This is a genomic window from Streptomyces sp. NPDC002886 (genome assembly GCF_042888445.1).
In the GTDB taxonomy this organism is placed as follows: domain Bacteria; phylum Actinomycetota; class Actinomycetes; order Streptomycetales; family Streptomycetaceae; genus Streptomyces.
Window position 1 is genome coordinate 1164253 of record NZ_JBIAPV010000003.1, and the last position, 14172, is coordinate 1178424.

The following is a 14172-nucleotide window of genomic DNA, read 5'->3' on the forward strand; positions in this document are numbered from 1 at the left end:
CGGCGCGTTCACGGTTCGATCACAGGAGGGCCGCAGCGTCCGCATCGCGTGACACTCCTGTGACCTGTGCCACTCGGAATTCGGGGTACCGAAAGGGGGCTTGGCCATCTGTGCGGGCGGATGGTAGGCCCGGGATCAATTCGGACTAATTGCGGAAACCCCATGATCACAGCCCTGTGAGTGGCTGCCCGATTCGCCCGTTACGGCGTCAATAAGAGGTCCGACGCGCCCGGTTAGCCCGCTTCGCGCACAACTGTGGCGCAGACCACGTTTCTTGAACGCAACCGGCGTGCCCTGATAGCGGTTGTACCCATGTCCCTCACCGCTCACATACCCAGCCACCGGAAGCCCCGCCGCAGCGCCTCGAAGCTCGCGGTCCGCGCCGGAGTTGCCGGTGGCGTCCTCAGCACCCTGGCCATGGCCGGCACGGCGAGCGCCACCCCCTCCGCCGAGCCCGTGCACGAGACCACTCTCGAAATGCCGGTCCTCGACCTGGACCTGGCCGCCGAGGTGTCCTCGTCCGTCACCAAGGCCGCGGAGAACACCCGCGCCGCCGCCGTCGACGGCGAGCTCAACGCCCTGGAGGAGAGCGCCCGCACGGGCGCCGCCGCCGAGGCCAAGCAGCTGAAGGCCGACGCCCAGCAGAAGGCCGACGCCGAGGCGAAGGCCAAGGCCAAGGCCGAGGCGGACCGCAAGGCCGAGGCCGAGCGCGCCAGCCGCAGCACGGAACGCACCTCGATCCAGAGCAACTCCGGGTCCTCCGCCCCGAAGGGCAACTCCTCCGCGGGCTCCTCGCAGGGCAAGGGCACCGTCACGGCCCCCGCGACCGGCTCCGCCGCCGCCATCGTCAACTTCGCCCGCGCGCAGGTCGGCAAGGCGTACGTCATGGGCGGCACCGGCCCGTCCTCGTTCGACTGCTCGGGCCTCGTCCAGGCCGCGTACCGCCAGGCCGGCATCAGCCTGCCGCGCATGTCGCAGGCGCAGTCCTCGGCCGGCACCTCGGTCTCCCTGAGCGCCCTTCAGCCGGGCGACATCCTGTACTGGGGCTCCAAGGGCAGCGCGTACCACGTCGCCGTCTACGTCGGCGGCGGCAAGTTCGTCGGCGCGCAGAACCCCAGCACCGGCATCGTCGAGCGCTCCCTGAGCTACGACAAGCCGACGGGCGCCGTTCGCGTCCTCTGACATCTCCCCGCAGTCCCGGGCCGCTCCCGGTGACGCACGAAAGGCCGGTACTCCCCCGCTCGGGGGTGGAGTACCGGCCTTTCGGCGTCCTGAAGGCTCCCTGGGGGCGCCCGGAGGCTCCGGGGGAGGTCCCGGAGCCCCGGAGGGGGTCGAGCGCCGTACCGGCCCCGTCAGTCGAGGAACGTGGCGGAGGTGATCTTGTTCTTGAAGTTGACGCTGGCGTTGCCCACATAGCCCGGGGGGAGCGACCCGATGAGACCGGTGAGGTTCGTCTCGGTGGCCACCTTCCAGGTGTACGTGTCCCGGTTCCGGTAGGACGCGGTGTCGTCGTTCGTCACCCGGTTCCGGCCCTCGCAGTTCTCCGGCCCGACGAAGAGGTTGTTGTAGAAGTTCCAGTCCGAGGACATCAGGTCGAAGACACAACCGCCTTGGTTGGAGTTGTAGTAAAGCCCGAACTCGCTGGTTTCCAGATAGCCGTTGCGTTCCGTGTTGGCGGCGGCCGGACCGGCCGAAGCCAGGAGAACGGCGCCGACGGATACCGCGGCGGCGCAGCCGGCGGCGATTTTGTTAAGAGTCGTGCTCATGGGTGATTTCTCCATCTTCAGGGAATTGATTCCGGCCGGGATTAAACCTTCCGGAGCACTGCAGGGCAAGGGTCTTCTCGGCTGTTCAGGCCACAACCAGCATGGCGGGTAACGGACTTGTCCGCTTTCCGGGCACCCGATTACGCTCCCCCGCGGCCTTCCGCCCCCTTTCCACCGCTATCCAGTCGCCGTCCGGTCGCCATCCGGCCTCCCCCTCCCGCACCAACGCGCGCCCTTCCACTCCGCCGACCGCAAGGGAAACACCTCGTGCGTGTACGCGAAATATCCTCGTCACTCCTTTTGTGCCTCGTACTGACCGGATGCGCGGGCGGGGAAGCCGCGGGAAAGTCCGGAACGGGAAAGTCCGGAGTCGCGGCCGGGCCCACCGCCTCCCCCTCGATCGCGGCGGCGGACGTGCCGTTCTACACGTGCATGCGGCAGCACGGGATGACCGTCTCCTACGGGGACGACGGGGCTCCGCACTTCGTGGAGAAGGACAGCCCGCAGTACCCCCCGGCGCAGCAGGCCTGCCTGTCGCTGCTCCCGTCCCCCGTCCCCGTACAGGCGAGCGCGCAGGACCTCGCCGCCGCGCGCAAGTCCTCCGCGTGCATGCGGGAGAAGGGCATCTCCTGGTATCCGGACCCGGATCCGGTCACGGGCGAGGTGCAGCAGAAGGACGGCGGCACCTCCGAACAGTGGCAGGCCCTCAAGCGGGACCACCGCGACGCGTACCGCGACTGCCTGCCCCGGCCCTCCTGACGGGCCCCGCGGCTCAGATGATCCCCGCCGCCAGCTTGTAGCGGGCCTCGCGCTGCTTCTTGTACAGCGCGAGGGTCTCGGCCTGCTCCTCCACCAGCCGCTGCTGGTACGCCTTCTCCACCGCGGCCCAGATGCCGACGAGGTTCACCTCGCGCTTGCAGGCGACGTCGGCCTTGGCCGCGACGACGGCCTTGGGACCGCCCGGATCGGCTTCCAGGCCGAGCTTCTGCACGACCTCGTAGGGATCCTTCAGGCCCGTGTACCCCGACTTCTCCATGCACGCGGACCAGTTCCCCAGCACCGCGACCACCCGCGAGTCTCCCTTGGAGCGTTCGTGCGCCTCCGAGGCCAGCCCGAACGGGAACAGCAGGTCCACGCTGCCCTTCGTCGGCGCGTACAGCTTGCGGTACGCCTCCCGGATGCACCCGCCGGGCGGCACCTTCTGCCCCGCGACGTCGATGCCGCTGTCCACCTGCGCGGCCTCCTCCTCGCTCGCGGCGTCCGGGGGCTGCTCGGCGCCCTGCTGTCCACCCGGCCGTTCGCCGTGCATGACCAGGGTGGCGCTCTCGCTCAGCGGTTTCGCCGGGGGCTTGACCGGCCGTCCCTTGCCCGCGGTCGTGTCGTAGCCGTGGGCCGCCGCGAACTCCGCGTCGACCGCCCCGAAGAGCGCCCGGTGCCGCCCCTCGGGCCCCTGGGCGCCGGCCGCCCCGGAGGTCCTGACCTCCTCGTACGGGAACCCGTACCGGGCCATGCACCGGGAGAGCAGCCGCTGCTGCACCTGTCCCATGCGGGCCGTCTCGGCGTCGGTGTCCGTGTACGCGTCCAGGGGCAGCGAGATCGAGGCGGTCGCCGGGGCGACCGCCACCTCTCCGAGCTTCGGCTCCCCCTGCGCGCTGCCGCCGCCATCCGGATCCGAACAGCCGGCCAGGACCAGCACCAGCAGGACGGCGGCCGGGAGGGCGGCGCGGAGGGCGGTACGGGGCGCGGTGCGGCCGAGCGGACGCGGGCGTATGCCGGAAGACCTGTTCATTCTCGGGAATTGAACAGCCCGGCCGGTACCGGGACAAGGCCTTCTCACCTGCTGGTCAGCCAAACTTCTTGCCTGGAAACCGACTTGCCGCCCCGTCCCGTCCGGCGGACATCCGGTGCCGAACGGGCCGGGCCCTGCGAAGATGGCCGGGGCGAGCACGCCCGAGTCGCCCCAGGAAGTGGTGATCCGTGACGACCAGCCCATCCGGCGGAGCCCCGGTCTCCGGTCCGGGCTCCGCCCCGGCGGCCGCCGGACTCGGCATGCTGTCCCTCGGCGGCTGGCTGCTGACCACCACCCGCCCCTGGCAGAAGCCCGGCTCCCCGCTCACGCTCAGCCTGGAGTGGACGACCTCGGGAACCCTGATGCTCTGCGGCCTGGTCCTGCTGGCCCGCTGCGTCCGCCAGGTCCACGGCGCGTCCGAACCCGAGCGGGAGGCCCCGGACGGACCCCCGGACGGGATCGCGTACGGGGCCCCGCGGGCCAGGATCAGGCCTTGGGGGCGACCTTCGAAAGGCCGTTGATGACGCGGTCCATCGCGTCGCCGCCCGTCGGGTCGGTCAGGTTGGCCAGCATCTTCAGGGTGAACTTCATCAGCACCGGGTGACTCAGACCGCGCTGGGCGGCGACCTTCATGATCTTCGGGTTGCCGATGAGCTTCACGAAGGCGCGGCCCAGGGTGTAGTAGCCGCCGTAGGTCTCCTTCAGGACCTTCGGGTAGCTGTGCAGGGTGAGTTCGCGCAGGGCCGGGGTGGCGCGGGAGTGGGCCTGGACGATGACGTCGGCGGCGATCTGGCCCGACTCCATCGCGTAGGCGATGCCCTCGCCGTTGAACGGGTTGACGAGCCCGCCCGCGTCACCGACGAGCAGCAGCCCCTTGGTGTAGTGCGGCTGGCGGTTGAAGGCCATCGGCAGCGCCGCTCCCCGGATGGGCTGGGTCATGTTCTCGGGGGTGTAGCCCCAGTCCTCCGGCATCGAGGCGCACCAGGCCTTGAGGACCTCGCGCCAGTCCAGCTCCTTGAAGGCGGAGGAGGAGTTGAGGATGCCGAGGCCGACGTTGGAGGTGCCGTCGCCCATGCCGAAGATCCAGCCGTAGCCGGGCAGCAGCCGGTCCTCGGCACCGCGCCGGTCCCAGAGCTCCAGCCAGGACTCCAGGTAGTCGTCGTCGTGGCGCGGCGAGGTGAAGTAGGTCCGCACGGCCACGCCCATCGGACGGTCCTCGCGCCGGTGCAGGCCCATGGCCAGGGAGAGCCGGGAGGAGTTGCCGTCGGCCGCGACCACCAGCGGGGCGCTGAAGGTGACCGGGGTCTTCTCCTCGCCGAGCTTCGCCGTCACGCCGGTGATGTGGCCGGTACGGGGATCGCGTACGGGCTCGCCCACGTTGCAGCGCTCGTACAGCCGGGCGCCGGCCTTCTGCGCCTGGCGGGCCAGGGTCTCGTCGAAGTCGTCGCGCTTGCGGACGAGTCCGTAGTCGGGGAAGGAGGCCAGCTCCGGCCAGTCCAGCTGGAGCCGCTGGCCGCCGCCGATGATGCGCAGGCCCTTGTTGCGCAGCCAGCCCGCCTCTTCGGAGATGTCGATGCCCATCGACACGAGCTGCTTCGTGGCGCGCGGCGTCAGGCCGTCGCCGCAGACCTTCTCGCGCGGGAACGCGGTCTTCTCCAAGAGCAGGACGTCAAGTCCGGCCTTGGCCAGGTAATAAGCAGTGGTCGAGCCGGCGGGCCCGGCCCCGACGACGATCACGTCCGCGGAGTGCTCGGAGAGGGGCTCGGTCACGGCGGGTCTCCCGAAGGCTCGATAAAGGGTGCCCATTGGCACAAGACCTGTGCAGTCTATGCAGCGAGAGAGATCGCGATTCGAAGGGCTGCCCCCTGTGACCACCTCGCCGACCCGGCCGCTCCCCGTCGTCCAGCTCCGTGTGCCCACGGACGAGGACGCGCACGCCTGGCACCGGGTCTTCCACGACCCCGACGTCATGGAGTTCCTCGGCGGCCCCGCCGAGCTGTCCTTCTACGAGGAGATCACCGCCCGGCAGCGGATGCACGACGCCCGGCTCGGCTTCTGCCTGTGGACCCTGCTGGACGCGGACGGTGAGGTCATCGGCTTCACCGGCGCGCAGCCGTGGCCGGAGTCGAAGGCGTGGGGGCCGGTGGGAGAGATCGAGATCGGGTGGCGGCTGGGCCGCTCCGCGTGGGGGCGGGGCTATGCCTACGCGGCTGCGCTGGCGACGCTCGATCGGGTGCGGGGGGCTGGGGTGGGGGATGTGGTGGCGATGATCGACGATGCGAATGTCCGCTCGATCGCGGTGGCGGAGCGCCTGGGCATGACCCTGGCGGCCCGCCACCCCATCCCGGGCGGCCCCCGCACCGCCCGCCGCTACGAGCTGACCCTCTCCCCGTCCTGACCCCCGCTGCACGGGGCCGCCCCTCCGCCGGAGCCGCCCTACGGGTGGCCGCTGCGCGGGGCGAAGTCCCCTGCTGCGACCGTCGCCGCTGCGCGGGGCGAGGTCCCCGCCGCGACCGTTGCCGCTGCCCGGGGCGAAGTCCCCTACCCGCCCTTCCACCGTTCCCCGGGCGCTGCCCGGACCCCGGTCCTCAAACGCCGGACGGGCTGAAGAGCAGGGGTCCGGGCTGCGCCCGGACCCCCCGGGGCTCCGCCCCAGACCCCGGTCCTCAAGCGCCGGACCGGCTGGGAAGGGGTGCCGGGCTGCGCCCGGACCCCCTGGGGCTGCGCCCCAGACCCCGCGCCTCAAACGCCGGCGAGGCTGGATTTGGCCGACGTGGGCCTGAACCCGCGCCTGGGTGGGCAATCCAGCCCCGCCGGCGTTTGAGGAGCGGGGGTCCGGGGGCCCGCCCCGGCAACGGCGCCGCACGCGGCAGGGGTCCGGGGCGCAGCCCCGGGGAACGGGCGAAGGGCGGGTAGGGGACCCAGCCCCGCAGGGCCAACCCACCCGCACCCGCCCACCAGCCCCGCCACGGGCGGCCATGGCGCCACCGCCGACCAGCCACCACCGGACGGAGTCCGGCTCAGCGCCCCGAAGCCCGCGCAGCGGTGTGAGGGACGCGTCGAAAAGGTGCCCGGCGCAGCGGTGCGAGGGGTACGTCGAGAGGGCTTCAGAAAACGCTCAGGCCCGTCAGGGTTGTGAAGCGGTCCAGGGCGGCGACCGCGGCGACGGAGTTGCCCTGGGCGTCCAGGCCGGGGCTCCACGCGGCCAGCGTGCACGCGCCGGGGACCACTGCCACGATGCCGCCGCCCACGCCGCTCTTGCCCGGCAGGCCGACCCGGTAGGCGAACTCCCCCGCCGCGTCGTACGTCCCACAGGTCAGCATCACCGCGTTGACCTGCTTGGCCTCGCTGCGCGTGAGGAGGCGGGAGCCGTCCGCGCGCAGGCCGTGCCGGGCCAGGAAGCGGCCGGCCCGGGCCAGGTCGGCGCAGCTCATCTCGATGGAGCACTGCCAGAAGTAGTGCTCCAGCAGCATCGGCACCGGGTTGTCGATGTTCCCGTAGGCGGCCATGAAGTGGGCCAGGGCCGCGTTGCGGTCTCCGTGTTCCTGTTCGGAGGCGGCGACCTCCGCGTCGAAGGTGACCTCCGGGTTCTGGCTCTCCTCCCGGAGGAAGCGCAGCAGTTCGCTGCTCGCGTCGCCCGTCAGCGTCTGGAGCCGGTCGGTGACGACGAGCGCGCCCGCGTTGATGAAGGGGTTGCGCGGGATGCCGTTCTCGTACTCCAGCTGCACGAGGGAGTTGAAGGGGTTGCCGGAGGGTTCCCGGCCGACCCGCTCCCACAGGCTGACGCCGCCCTCGGCGAGCGCGAGGGCCAGCGCGAAGACCTTGGTGATGGACTGCGCGGAGAAGGGGGTCTGCCAGTCCCCCACCCCGAACACGTTGCCGTCGAGGTCGGCGATGGCCATCCCGAACTGCCGGGGGTCGACGGACGCCAGCGCCGGGATGTACTCGGCGGTGGTGCCGCTGCCGATCAGCGGGGCGATGTCGGTGGCGACCTGCTCCAGCAGGGCCTGGTAGTCCATCTCCGCAGCCCCGTACTACGCGTGCTTGGTGCCGCGGTGCAGGGCCACGATGCCGCCGCTCAGGTTGCGCCAGGCCACCTTGGACCAGCCGGCCTTCTGCAGCAGTCCGGCCAGCGCCGGCTGGTCGGGCCAGGCGCGGATGGAGTCGGCGAGGTAGACGTAGGCGTCGGGGTTGGAGGAGACCGCGCGGGCCACGGGCGGCATCGCGCGCATCAGGTACTCGGTGTACACGGTCCGGAAGGGGGCCCAGGTGGGCTGCGAGAACTCGCAGATCACGACCTGGCCGCCGGGCTTCGTGACCCGGTACAGCTCGCGCAGGGCGGCGTCGGTGTCCTGGACGTTGCGCAGGCCGAAGGAGATGGTGACGGTGTCGAAGACGTCGTCCTTGAAGGGGAGCTTCGTCGCGTCGCCGGCGGTCAGCGGGAGCCAGGGGTTGCGCTTCTTGCCCTCGCGGAGCATGCCGAGGGAGAAGTCGCAGGGCACGACGTACGCGCCGGTCGCCGCGAAGGGCAGCGAGGAGGTGGCCGTGCCGGCGGCCAGGTCGAGGACCAGCTGCCCGGGGCGCGCACCGACCGCCTTGGCGACCTCCTTGCGCCACAGGCGGGCCTGCCCGAGGGAGAGGACGTCGTTGGTGAGGTCGTAGTTCGCCGCCACGCCGTCGAACATGGAGGCGACTTCGTGCGGCTGCTTGTCCAGGGAAGCGGATGTCACTGGCGTGGGCCCCTCGGGTGCGGTGCGAATGGTTCGGCGGGTGGTTCGGCGAGCGGTTCGGCGGACGGTCGGGCAGGGTCCGGCGGACCTCCCCGTCATTCTCGCAGGCCCCCGTCCCCCGCACCCGGCCGCCCGTATTGGCCCAGAAGAGGCACTCACATGGCTTATTGTTCGATAGCCCTAAAAGAGTAGAAACAGACGGGTGGGTGCGTCATGGTGCAGCCGGTGGACGACGGTCCGGTCACGTCCCGGAGAGGGTTCTTCGATCGGCCGACCCTGGGGAAGGCCGTCCTGGTGATCGTCGTATATCTGGCCTACTACCTGCTGGTCGGGCGCGCCATCGGCGCCGCCTTCGGCGACGAGGTGGACGAGGACGACGTACTGGCGACGGGCGCGAGCATCTTCTTCACCCTCGTGCTGCCGATCGCGATCGGCGCCGTGACCCTCCTCGGCTTCTCGGCCGCCATCGGCCGGCTCCGCTCGATCTTCGCCAGGCGGACGGGCTCGGGCCGGCCCTGGATGTGGATCGGTCCCGCGCTCGCGCTCATCGCCGTCGTCGGCCATGCCGCGGCCGCCGACTGGAGCGACTGGCGGCCGGAGCAGCTCCTCCTCATCGCCCTGCTCGGGGTCTGCGTGGGGCTCGCCGAGGAGCTCGCGACGCGCGGCCTCGCGGTCGATCTGCTCCGCGGCGCCGGGCACTCCGAGCGGTTCGTGATGGTGGTCTCGTCGCTGCTGTTCGCCCTCATGCACCTGACCAACGTGCTGTCCGGGATGAAGGTGAACACGGTGCTCGTCACCGTCGTCTACACCTTCGGCTTCGGCGTGTGCATGTACCTCGTCATGCGCCTCACCGGCACCATCTGGTCCGCGATCGCCCTCCACGCCGTCACGGACCCGACGACCATCCTCTCCAGCGGTGGCATCGACGCAGGCGTCACGCACCACACCGGCGGCTGGTCGCTCCTCACCTCGACGGCCACGATCCTGATGGTCGTCTTCGGGTTCGTGGCCGTCTTCCTGGTCCGCGGCGACCGCCGCGGGCAGACGGACTCCGCCGGGCTCAGCGGCGGCGGTGGAGCAGCCTTCCGCCGATGACCGTGGCCACGCAGGTCGTCGGACCCTCCACGAGCAGTTCCGTCGGGCCGGCCACCGCGAAGACCGCGAACCGCGCCGGGGCTCCCGGCTCCAGGACCCCGTGGAAGGCCTCCTCGGCGGTGGTCCGGCCGGCGAGCGGGTCCAGGGAGGCGGGGCCCTCGTAGGGGGCGGGCGGGACGACGGCGAGTCCGGAGCGGACCACGGCCGTCCGGACGGCCGGGCTGGTGAACCGGCCGGCCACCGCGACCACCCCGCGGGCGAGCAGCTTCTGCGTGCCGCGCCGCGCGCTGTTGCCCCAGCGCGGCTCGGTCATCTTCAGGTCCGCCAACGCCTCGGCGCCGCTGATCGGTTCGGTCCCGAGCTCGGTGATCTCGTAGGGGTCGTCCGGGTAGTACGTGCGCTCCAGCAGCTCGTCCCCGCCGCGCACCAGCAGCCCCGGGGTCAGTACCCCGGGCCAGCTGCGGGCGCGCGCGTGCGGGTAGGCCGCGGCGAGCTCCTCGTACGGGCCCACCCGGGCGATGTGGTCGCCCTCCACCAGGACCGCGCCGCCGGGCAGCGGCGCGGGTCCCTGACCGGAGGGCCCGGTCACGAGGAGTTCGGCGGTGTGGATCGTCAGCACGGGCGCGTCAGTTCGTGGAGATGAGCTTCAGCTCGGGGTGGGCGGTGCCGCCCTCGATGGCGGTGGAGGAGATGTGCGAGACCACGCGGTCGTCGACCGGGTCGTTGGCCGGGTCGTCGTGCACGAGGAGGTGCTCGTACGTCGTGGCGCGCTGGGCCGGGGTGCGGCCCGCCTTGCGGATCAGGTCGATGATCTCCATGCGGTTGGACCGGTGCTTGGCACCGGCCGAGGAGACGACGTTCTCCTCCAGCATGATCGAACCGAGGTCGTCGGCGCCGTAGTGCAGGGAGAGCTGGCCCGCCTCCTTGCCGACGGTGAGCCAGGAGCCCTGGATGTGGGCGATGTTGTCGAGGAAGAGCCGCGCGATGGCGATCATGCGCAGGTACTCGAAGACGGTCGCCTGGGTCCGGCCCTTGAGGTGATTGTTCTCGGGCTGGTAGGTGTACGGGATGAAGGCGCGGAAGCCGCCCGTACGGTCCTGCGTGTCGCGGATCATCGCGATGTGCTCGATGCGCTCGGCGTTGGTCTCGCCGGTGCCCATCAGCATGGTGGAGGTGGACTCGACGCCCAGCTTGTGGGCGATCTCCATGATCTCCAGCCAGCGCTCGCCGGACTCCTTGAGCGGGGCGATCGCCTTGCGCGGGCGCTCCGGGAGCAGCTCGGCGCCGGCGCCCGCGAAGGAGTCGAGACCGGCGGCGTGGATGCGCTGGATGGCTTCCTCGGCCGACACCTTGGAGATCCGGGCCATGTGCTCGACCTCGGACGCGCCGAGGGAGTGGATGACCAGCTGCGGGTAGGCCTGCTTGATGGCGGAGAAGTGGTGCTCGTAGTACTCGACGCCGTAGTCCGGGTGGTGGCCGCCCTGGAACATGATCTGCGTGCCGCCCAGCTCGACGGTCTCCGCGCAGCGGCGCAGGATGTCCTCGAGGTCGCGGGACCAGCCCTTCTTGGTGTCCTTGGGGGCCGCGTAGAAGGCGCAGAACTTGCATGCGGTGACGCACACGTTGGTGTAGTTGATGTTGCGCTCGATGATGTACGTCGCGATGTGCTCGGTACCGGCGTAGCGCAGCCGGCGGGCCGCGTCGGCGGCCTGGCCCAGCGCGTGCAGGGGCGCGTGGCGGTAGAGGTCGAGCGCCTCTTCCTGGGTGATCCGGCCCCCAGTGGCGGCTCGGTCGAGGACTGACTGGAGAGCGGCCTGGTCGGTCACCGGTGCGTCACCTTTCGGCTGTGTCGTTCGGCTGGCGCCCGGCTGCGGTCAAGATTCCCCGGACCGATCCAGCCTACGCCAGCCCGTCCGGCTCTCGGTCTGGCCCCCTGCGGGATGTCTCACGGCACCGGCGCCGCGCCCAGGACGGGGCCGGAGCCCAGGTCGAGACCCAGGCCCAGGCCCAGGCCCGCGTAGACGACGCCCGCGAGGGCGCCGCCGGCCATGAACGGCCCGAAGGCCATCGGGGTCCCGCGCTCCACCCGGCGCAGGGCGACCTGGGCGTACCCGTGCACGGCCGCCGCGACGAAGGCGGCGAGGGTGCCCGCGAACAGCACGAACCACCCGTACCAGCCCAGGACCTGCCCCACGGTCAGGGCCAGGGTGACGTCGCCGAAGCCCATGCCGGGCGGGTAGACCAGGTGCAGGACGAGGTACACGGACCCGAGGGTGAGCCCTCCGAGCAGCGCGCGGGTCCAGGATCCGCCGGTACCGGCGAACAGGGCGGCCACGCCGAGCGCGACGGCCGCGGTGGCGGCCAGCGGCAGGGTCAGTACGTCGGGCAGCCGGTGCACGGCTTGGTCGACGAAGCAGAGCAGGACGGTGAACGGCGCCAGCAGCAGCCAGGCGACGAGCTCGGGCCGCGCCCCGACCCCGGTCCCGAGCGCGAGACACACCAGGACGGTCGCGAGAGCGGCCCCTCCGACGGGCGCGTAGCCACCCCGCCGCCGGGCCCGGTACCGCTGCCGGTGGCCAGGCCCGCCGTCCGCGGCGGGGTCCGGGGCCGGGGCCGAAGCCGAGAGCGGGTCCGGGACCTCGGCCGGGACTGGGTCCGGACCTGGGGCCGTCGCCGGGACCGAGTCCGAACCTGGGGTCGGATCCGGAGCCGGGGCCGGGGCTGGGTCCGAGGCCGGGTCCGGGGCCAAGGCCGCGTTCGGAGCCCGTGCCGCGTCCCGAGCCGCAGCGCATCGGGGGCAGAGGGGTAAGCCCAGCCAGCCTCCCGCCGGGCCGGTCAGGGGGTGGCCGGCCGGGCAGGACGAGCGCCGGGGCAGGCCCACCTCGACGGAGAGCCGGTAGGCGGCCCGGGGCAGGAGGAGTCCCGCTGCCGCGCCCCACAGCGTGACCCCGGCCACGAACAGCGTGATGCCCATCTCAGCCCGCCCCCGCGGCTCCGCGGCCCGGTGCGACCGCCCGTTCCCGGAACCTCATCCCATGCCCCCGCCCCACACCCCGTGACTTGGCGACGCACGCTAGCAGCGCCACCGGGCGCCCTCAAGAAGCGGCGGAGCCCGCCGCACCCTCGGGCAGCCGCGGCGGCGGCGCTCGGTTCGAACCCGGCCGGCGTCTGTTCCAGGGCCTGCCGGTCCGGGCCCGCGAAGGGGGGGGCGAGGCCCGGCGCGAGGGCCACCGTCCCCCGGCGGCCCCGCCCGCGCGCCCGGCCCCGCCGCGAGCCGGGGAGTTAAAGGAGGAGGCATTCGCGGTAAACGGCGGGGCGGGCATTCGCCTTTCCGCTCCATTCCGCTCTGCGGAAAGGCGAATACCCTCATAAGCCGCGCTAATGCCCCGGCACGGCCACCGGCAGGAGCTCCACGTTCACATCGGGCGCATAGCCCGTCGTGAGTCCCGTCCGCCGCGCGAATTCACGTACGCCGGCCAGTTGGTCGGCACCGAAGCGGAAGTCGAGCGTCGTGAAGTAGCGCTCCAGGAGTTCCGCGTCGAAGGCCTCCCAGCGGGCCGCCTGCTCCGCGACCTTGCCGACCTCTTCCAGGGACACGTCCCGGGAGGCGAGGAAGGCTTCGTGGACCTTCCGCACGACCTCCGGCTCCCGCTCCAGGTAGTCCTTGCGGGCGGCCCAGACGGCGAAGACGAACGGCAGCCCCGTCCACTCCTTCCACATCGCCCCCAGGTCGTGGACGGCGAGCCCGAGCCGGGGCGCGTCGTGCAGCGAGGCCCGCAGGGCGGCGTCGCCGATCAGCACCGCGGCGTCCGCCTCCTGCATCATCACGCCCAGGTCGGGCGGGCAGGTGTAGTAGTCGGGCCGCACCTCGTACTTCTCCGCGAGCAGCAGCTGTGCCAGGCGTACGGACGTTCGCGAGGTCGATCCCAGAGCGACGCGGGCGCCGTCCAGCTGGTCCAGGGGGACCTGCGAGACGATCACGCAGGACATGACGGGACCGTCGCAGCCGACCGCGAGGTCGGGGAAGGCGACGAGGTCGTCCGCGTTGCGGAGGAACTCCACGAGGGTGATGGGACCGATGTCCAAGCCGCCCTGGACGAGGCTCGCGCTGAGCTTCTCCGGGGTGTCCTTGGTCAGCTCCAGGTCCAGCAGCGTGCCGGTTCTGGCCAGCCCCCAGTAGAGGGGCAGGCAGTTCAGGAACTGAATGTGGCCGACGCGGGGCCGGCTGCGATTGACGTCCACATCGCGAGACTAGCCCCCGCGTCTCCGTCAGCCGTCTGGCGGGTCTCAAACGTCCGAGTGACGTGATCTTTCCCTCTGGTCTCGGCCGGGATGTGCGTGCTAGGCTCGACGCAAGTTGCAGTTTGGTTTCCCTTGCAGTACGAGGCCTGCGGAGAATGTGACCCGCAGGCTTTTGTAGTTTTCAGACTTCTTAGCAGGTTCTGGAGCAGGGCGACCCTTTGGCCCATAGGAGGGCTCATGGCTACCGGAACCGTCAAGTGGTTCAACGCTGAAAAGGGCTTCGGCTTCATCGCCCAGGACGGCGGCGGCCCGGATGTCTTCGTCCACTACTCCGCGATCAACGCCGCCGGCTTCCGCTCCCTTGAGGAGAACCAGCTGGTGAACTTCGACGTCACCCAGGGTCCGAAGGGCCCGCAGGCGGAGAACGTCACCCCGGCCTAGTCGCCTGGGCCAACCAATCGCGGTTGGATATGCAGTACCCAAGGAGCCCTGTCTTCTCTGTGCGAGCAGAGTCGACGGGGCTCCTGCCTTTGCCCTGGCCGGGTCATCG

15 protein-coding genes are annotated in these 14172 nt (G+C 71.4%); 6 read left to right on the top strand and 9 right to left on the bottom strand.

The window, feature by feature from the left end:
* Positions 1-312: 312 nt before the first annotated feature.
* Positions 313-1182 (top strand): C40 family peptidase, encoded by an 870-nt coding sequence (locus ACFYYB_RS17655; RefSeq protein WP_389436039.1) that lies wholly within the window; start codon positions 313-315, stop codon positions 1180-1182.
* Positions 1183-1352: 170 nt separating this feature from the next.
* Here the strand turns inward: ACFYYB_RS17655 and ACFYYB_RS17660 are convergent, their stop codons facing one another.
* Positions 1353-1766, bottom strand: coding sequence for a hypothetical protein (locus ACFYYB_RS17660; protein ID WP_389436040.1), 414 nt, complete (start codon positions 1764-1766; stop codon positions 1353-1355).
* A gap of 267 nt (positions 1767-2033) precedes the next feature.
* On the opposite strand from ACFYYB_RS17660, the gene ACFYYB_RS17665 reads away from it, so the two are divergent.
* The gene (locus tag ACFYYB_RS17665; RefSeq protein WP_389436041.1) at positions 2034-2525 is read left to right on the top strand and encodes a hypothetical protein; all 492 of its coding nucleotides are present in this window, start codon (positions 2034-2036) and stop codon (positions 2523-2525) included.
* Between the two features lie 13 nt (positions 2526-2538).
* Here the strand turns inward: ACFYYB_RS17665 and ACFYYB_RS17670 are convergent, their stop codons facing one another.
* Positions 2539-3555: a hypothetical protein gene (locus ACFYYB_RS17670; RefSeq protein ID WP_389436042.1), complete on the bottom strand. Its 1017-nt coding sequence runs from the start codon at positions 3553-3555 to the stop codon at positions 2539-2541.
* 188 nt (positions 3556-3743) lie between these two features.
* Here ACFYYB_RS17670 and ACFYYB_RS17675 point away from each other — a divergent pair, with 188 nt between their 5' ends.
* Entirely contained in the window at positions 3744-4076 is a 333-nt protein-coding gene (locus ACFYYB_RS17675; protein ID WP_389436043.1) for a hypothetical protein, read from the top strand.
* Here ACFYYB_RS17675 and ACFYYB_RS17680 read toward each other — a convergent pair.
* On the bottom strand, positions 4042-5325 hold the full coding sequence (locus ACFYYB_RS17680) for a geranylgeranyl reductase family protein (RefSeq protein WP_389436044.1): 1284 nt from the start codon (positions 5323-5325) through the stop codon (positions 4042-4044). The two genes, ACFYYB_RS17675 and ACFYYB_RS17680, sit on opposite strands and share 35 nt — an antisense overlap.
* Before the next feature lie 97 nt (positions 5326-5422).
* Between ACFYYB_RS17680 and ACFYYB_RS17685 the strand changes: the two genes are divergently transcribed.
* Positions 5423-5953 (top strand): GNAT family N-acetyltransferase, encoded by a 531-nt coding sequence (locus tag ACFYYB_RS17685; protein WP_389436045.1) that lies wholly within the window; start codon positions 5423-5425, stop codon positions 5951-5953.
* A 709-nt stretch (positions 5954-6662) separates the two neighbouring features.
* On the opposite strand, the gene ACFYYB_RS17690 is transcribed toward ACFYYB_RS17685, so the two are convergent.
* A complete protein-coding gene (locus ACFYYB_RS17690) occupies positions 6663-7574 on the bottom strand; it encodes a glutaminase (protein WP_389436046.1) in 912 nt (303 codons plus the stop codon).
* 15 nt (positions 7575-7589) lie between these two features.
* Entirely contained in the window at positions 7590-8285 is a 696-nt protein-coding gene (locus ACFYYB_RS17695) for a demethylmenaquinone methyltransferase (protein WP_389436047.1), read from the bottom strand.
* Between the two features lie 213 nt (positions 8286-8498).
* On the opposite strand from ACFYYB_RS17695, the gene ACFYYB_RS17700 reads away from it, so the two are divergent.
* Positions 8499-9380: a CPBP family intramembrane glutamic endopeptidase gene (locus ACFYYB_RS17700; protein WP_389436048.1), complete on the top strand. Its 882-nt coding sequence runs from the start codon at positions 8499-8501 to the stop codon at positions 9378-9380.
* Here ACFYYB_RS17700 and ACFYYB_RS17705 read toward each other — a convergent pair.
* The 4 genes from ACFYYB_RS17705 to ACFYYB_RS17720 all read right to left on the bottom strand — a co-directional run bounded on the left by ACFYYB_RS17705 (position 9346) and on the right by ACFYYB_RS17720 (position 13622).
* Positions 9346-9999 carry a hypothetical protein gene (locus tag ACFYYB_RS17705; protein WP_389436049.1) on the bottom strand — a complete coding sequence of 218 codons (654 nt, stop codon included), beginning with the start codon at positions 9997-9999 and terminating at the stop codon, positions 9346-9348. The genes ACFYYB_RS17700 and ACFYYB_RS17705 overlap by 35 nt on opposite strands.
* Before the next feature lie 7 nt (positions 10000-10006).
* Entirely contained in the window at positions 10007-11206 is a 1200-nt protein-coding gene (mqnC, locus tag ACFYYB_RS17710) for a cyclic dehypoxanthinyl futalosine synthase (RefSeq protein WP_389436050.1), read from the bottom strand.
* Between the two features lie 119 nt (positions 11207-11325).
* Positions 11326-12354, bottom strand: coding sequence for a prepilin peptidase (locus tag ACFYYB_RS17715; RefSeq protein WP_389436051.1), 1029 nt, complete (start codon positions 12352-12354; stop codon positions 11326-11328).
* A 404-nt stretch (positions 12355-12758) separates the two neighbouring features.
* On the bottom strand, positions 12759-13622 hold the full coding sequence (locus ACFYYB_RS17720; RefSeq protein ID WP_389436052.1) for a menaquinone biosynthetic enzyme MqnA/MqnD family protein: 864 nt from the start codon (positions 13620-13622) through the stop codon (positions 12759-12761).
* Positions 13623-13859: 237 nt separating this feature from the next.
* Here ACFYYB_RS17720 and ACFYYB_RS17725 point away from each other — a divergent pair, with 237 nt between their 5' ends.
* Positions 13860-14063 carry a cold-shock protein gene (locus tag ACFYYB_RS17725; RefSeq protein WP_112451444.1) on the top strand — a complete coding sequence of 68 codons (204 nt, stop codon included), beginning with the start codon at positions 13860-13862 and terminating at the stop codon, positions 14061-14063.
* The last annotated feature ends 109 nt before the right edge of the window (positions 14064-14172 follow it).

Excerpts from the sequence above, each read along its gene's own strand:
- ACFYYB_RS17655 (WP_389436039.1), top strand. The coding sequence starts at position 313 with ATGTCCCTCACCGCTCACATACCCAGCCACCGGAAGCCCCGCCGCAGC.
- ACFYYB_RS17660 (WP_389436040.1), bottom strand. The coding sequence starts at position 1,766 with ATGAGCACGACTCTTAACAAAATCGCCGCCGGCTGCGCCGCCGCGGTA.
- ACFYYB_RS17670 (WP_389436042.1), bottom strand. The coding sequence starts at position 3,555 with ATGAACAGGTCTTCCGGCATACGCCCGCGTCCGCTCGGCCGCACCGCG.
- ACFYYB_RS17690 (WP_389436046.1), bottom strand. The coding sequence starts at position 7,574 with ATGGACTACCAGGCCCTGCTGGAGCAGGTCGCCACCGACATCGCCCCG.
- ACFYYB_RS17700 (WP_389436048.1), top strand. The coding sequence starts at position 8,499 with ATGGTGCAGCCGGTGGACGACGGTCCGGTCACGTCCCGGAGAGGGTTC.
- ACFYYB_RS17715 (WP_389436051.1), bottom strand. The coding sequence starts at position 12,354 with ATGGGCATCACGCTGTTCGTGGCCGGGGTCACGCTGTGGGGCGCGGCA.
- ACFYYB_RS17725 (WP_112451444.1), top strand. The coding sequence starts at position 13,860 with ATGGCTACCGGAACCGTCAAGTGGTTCAACGCTGAAAAGGGCTTCGGC.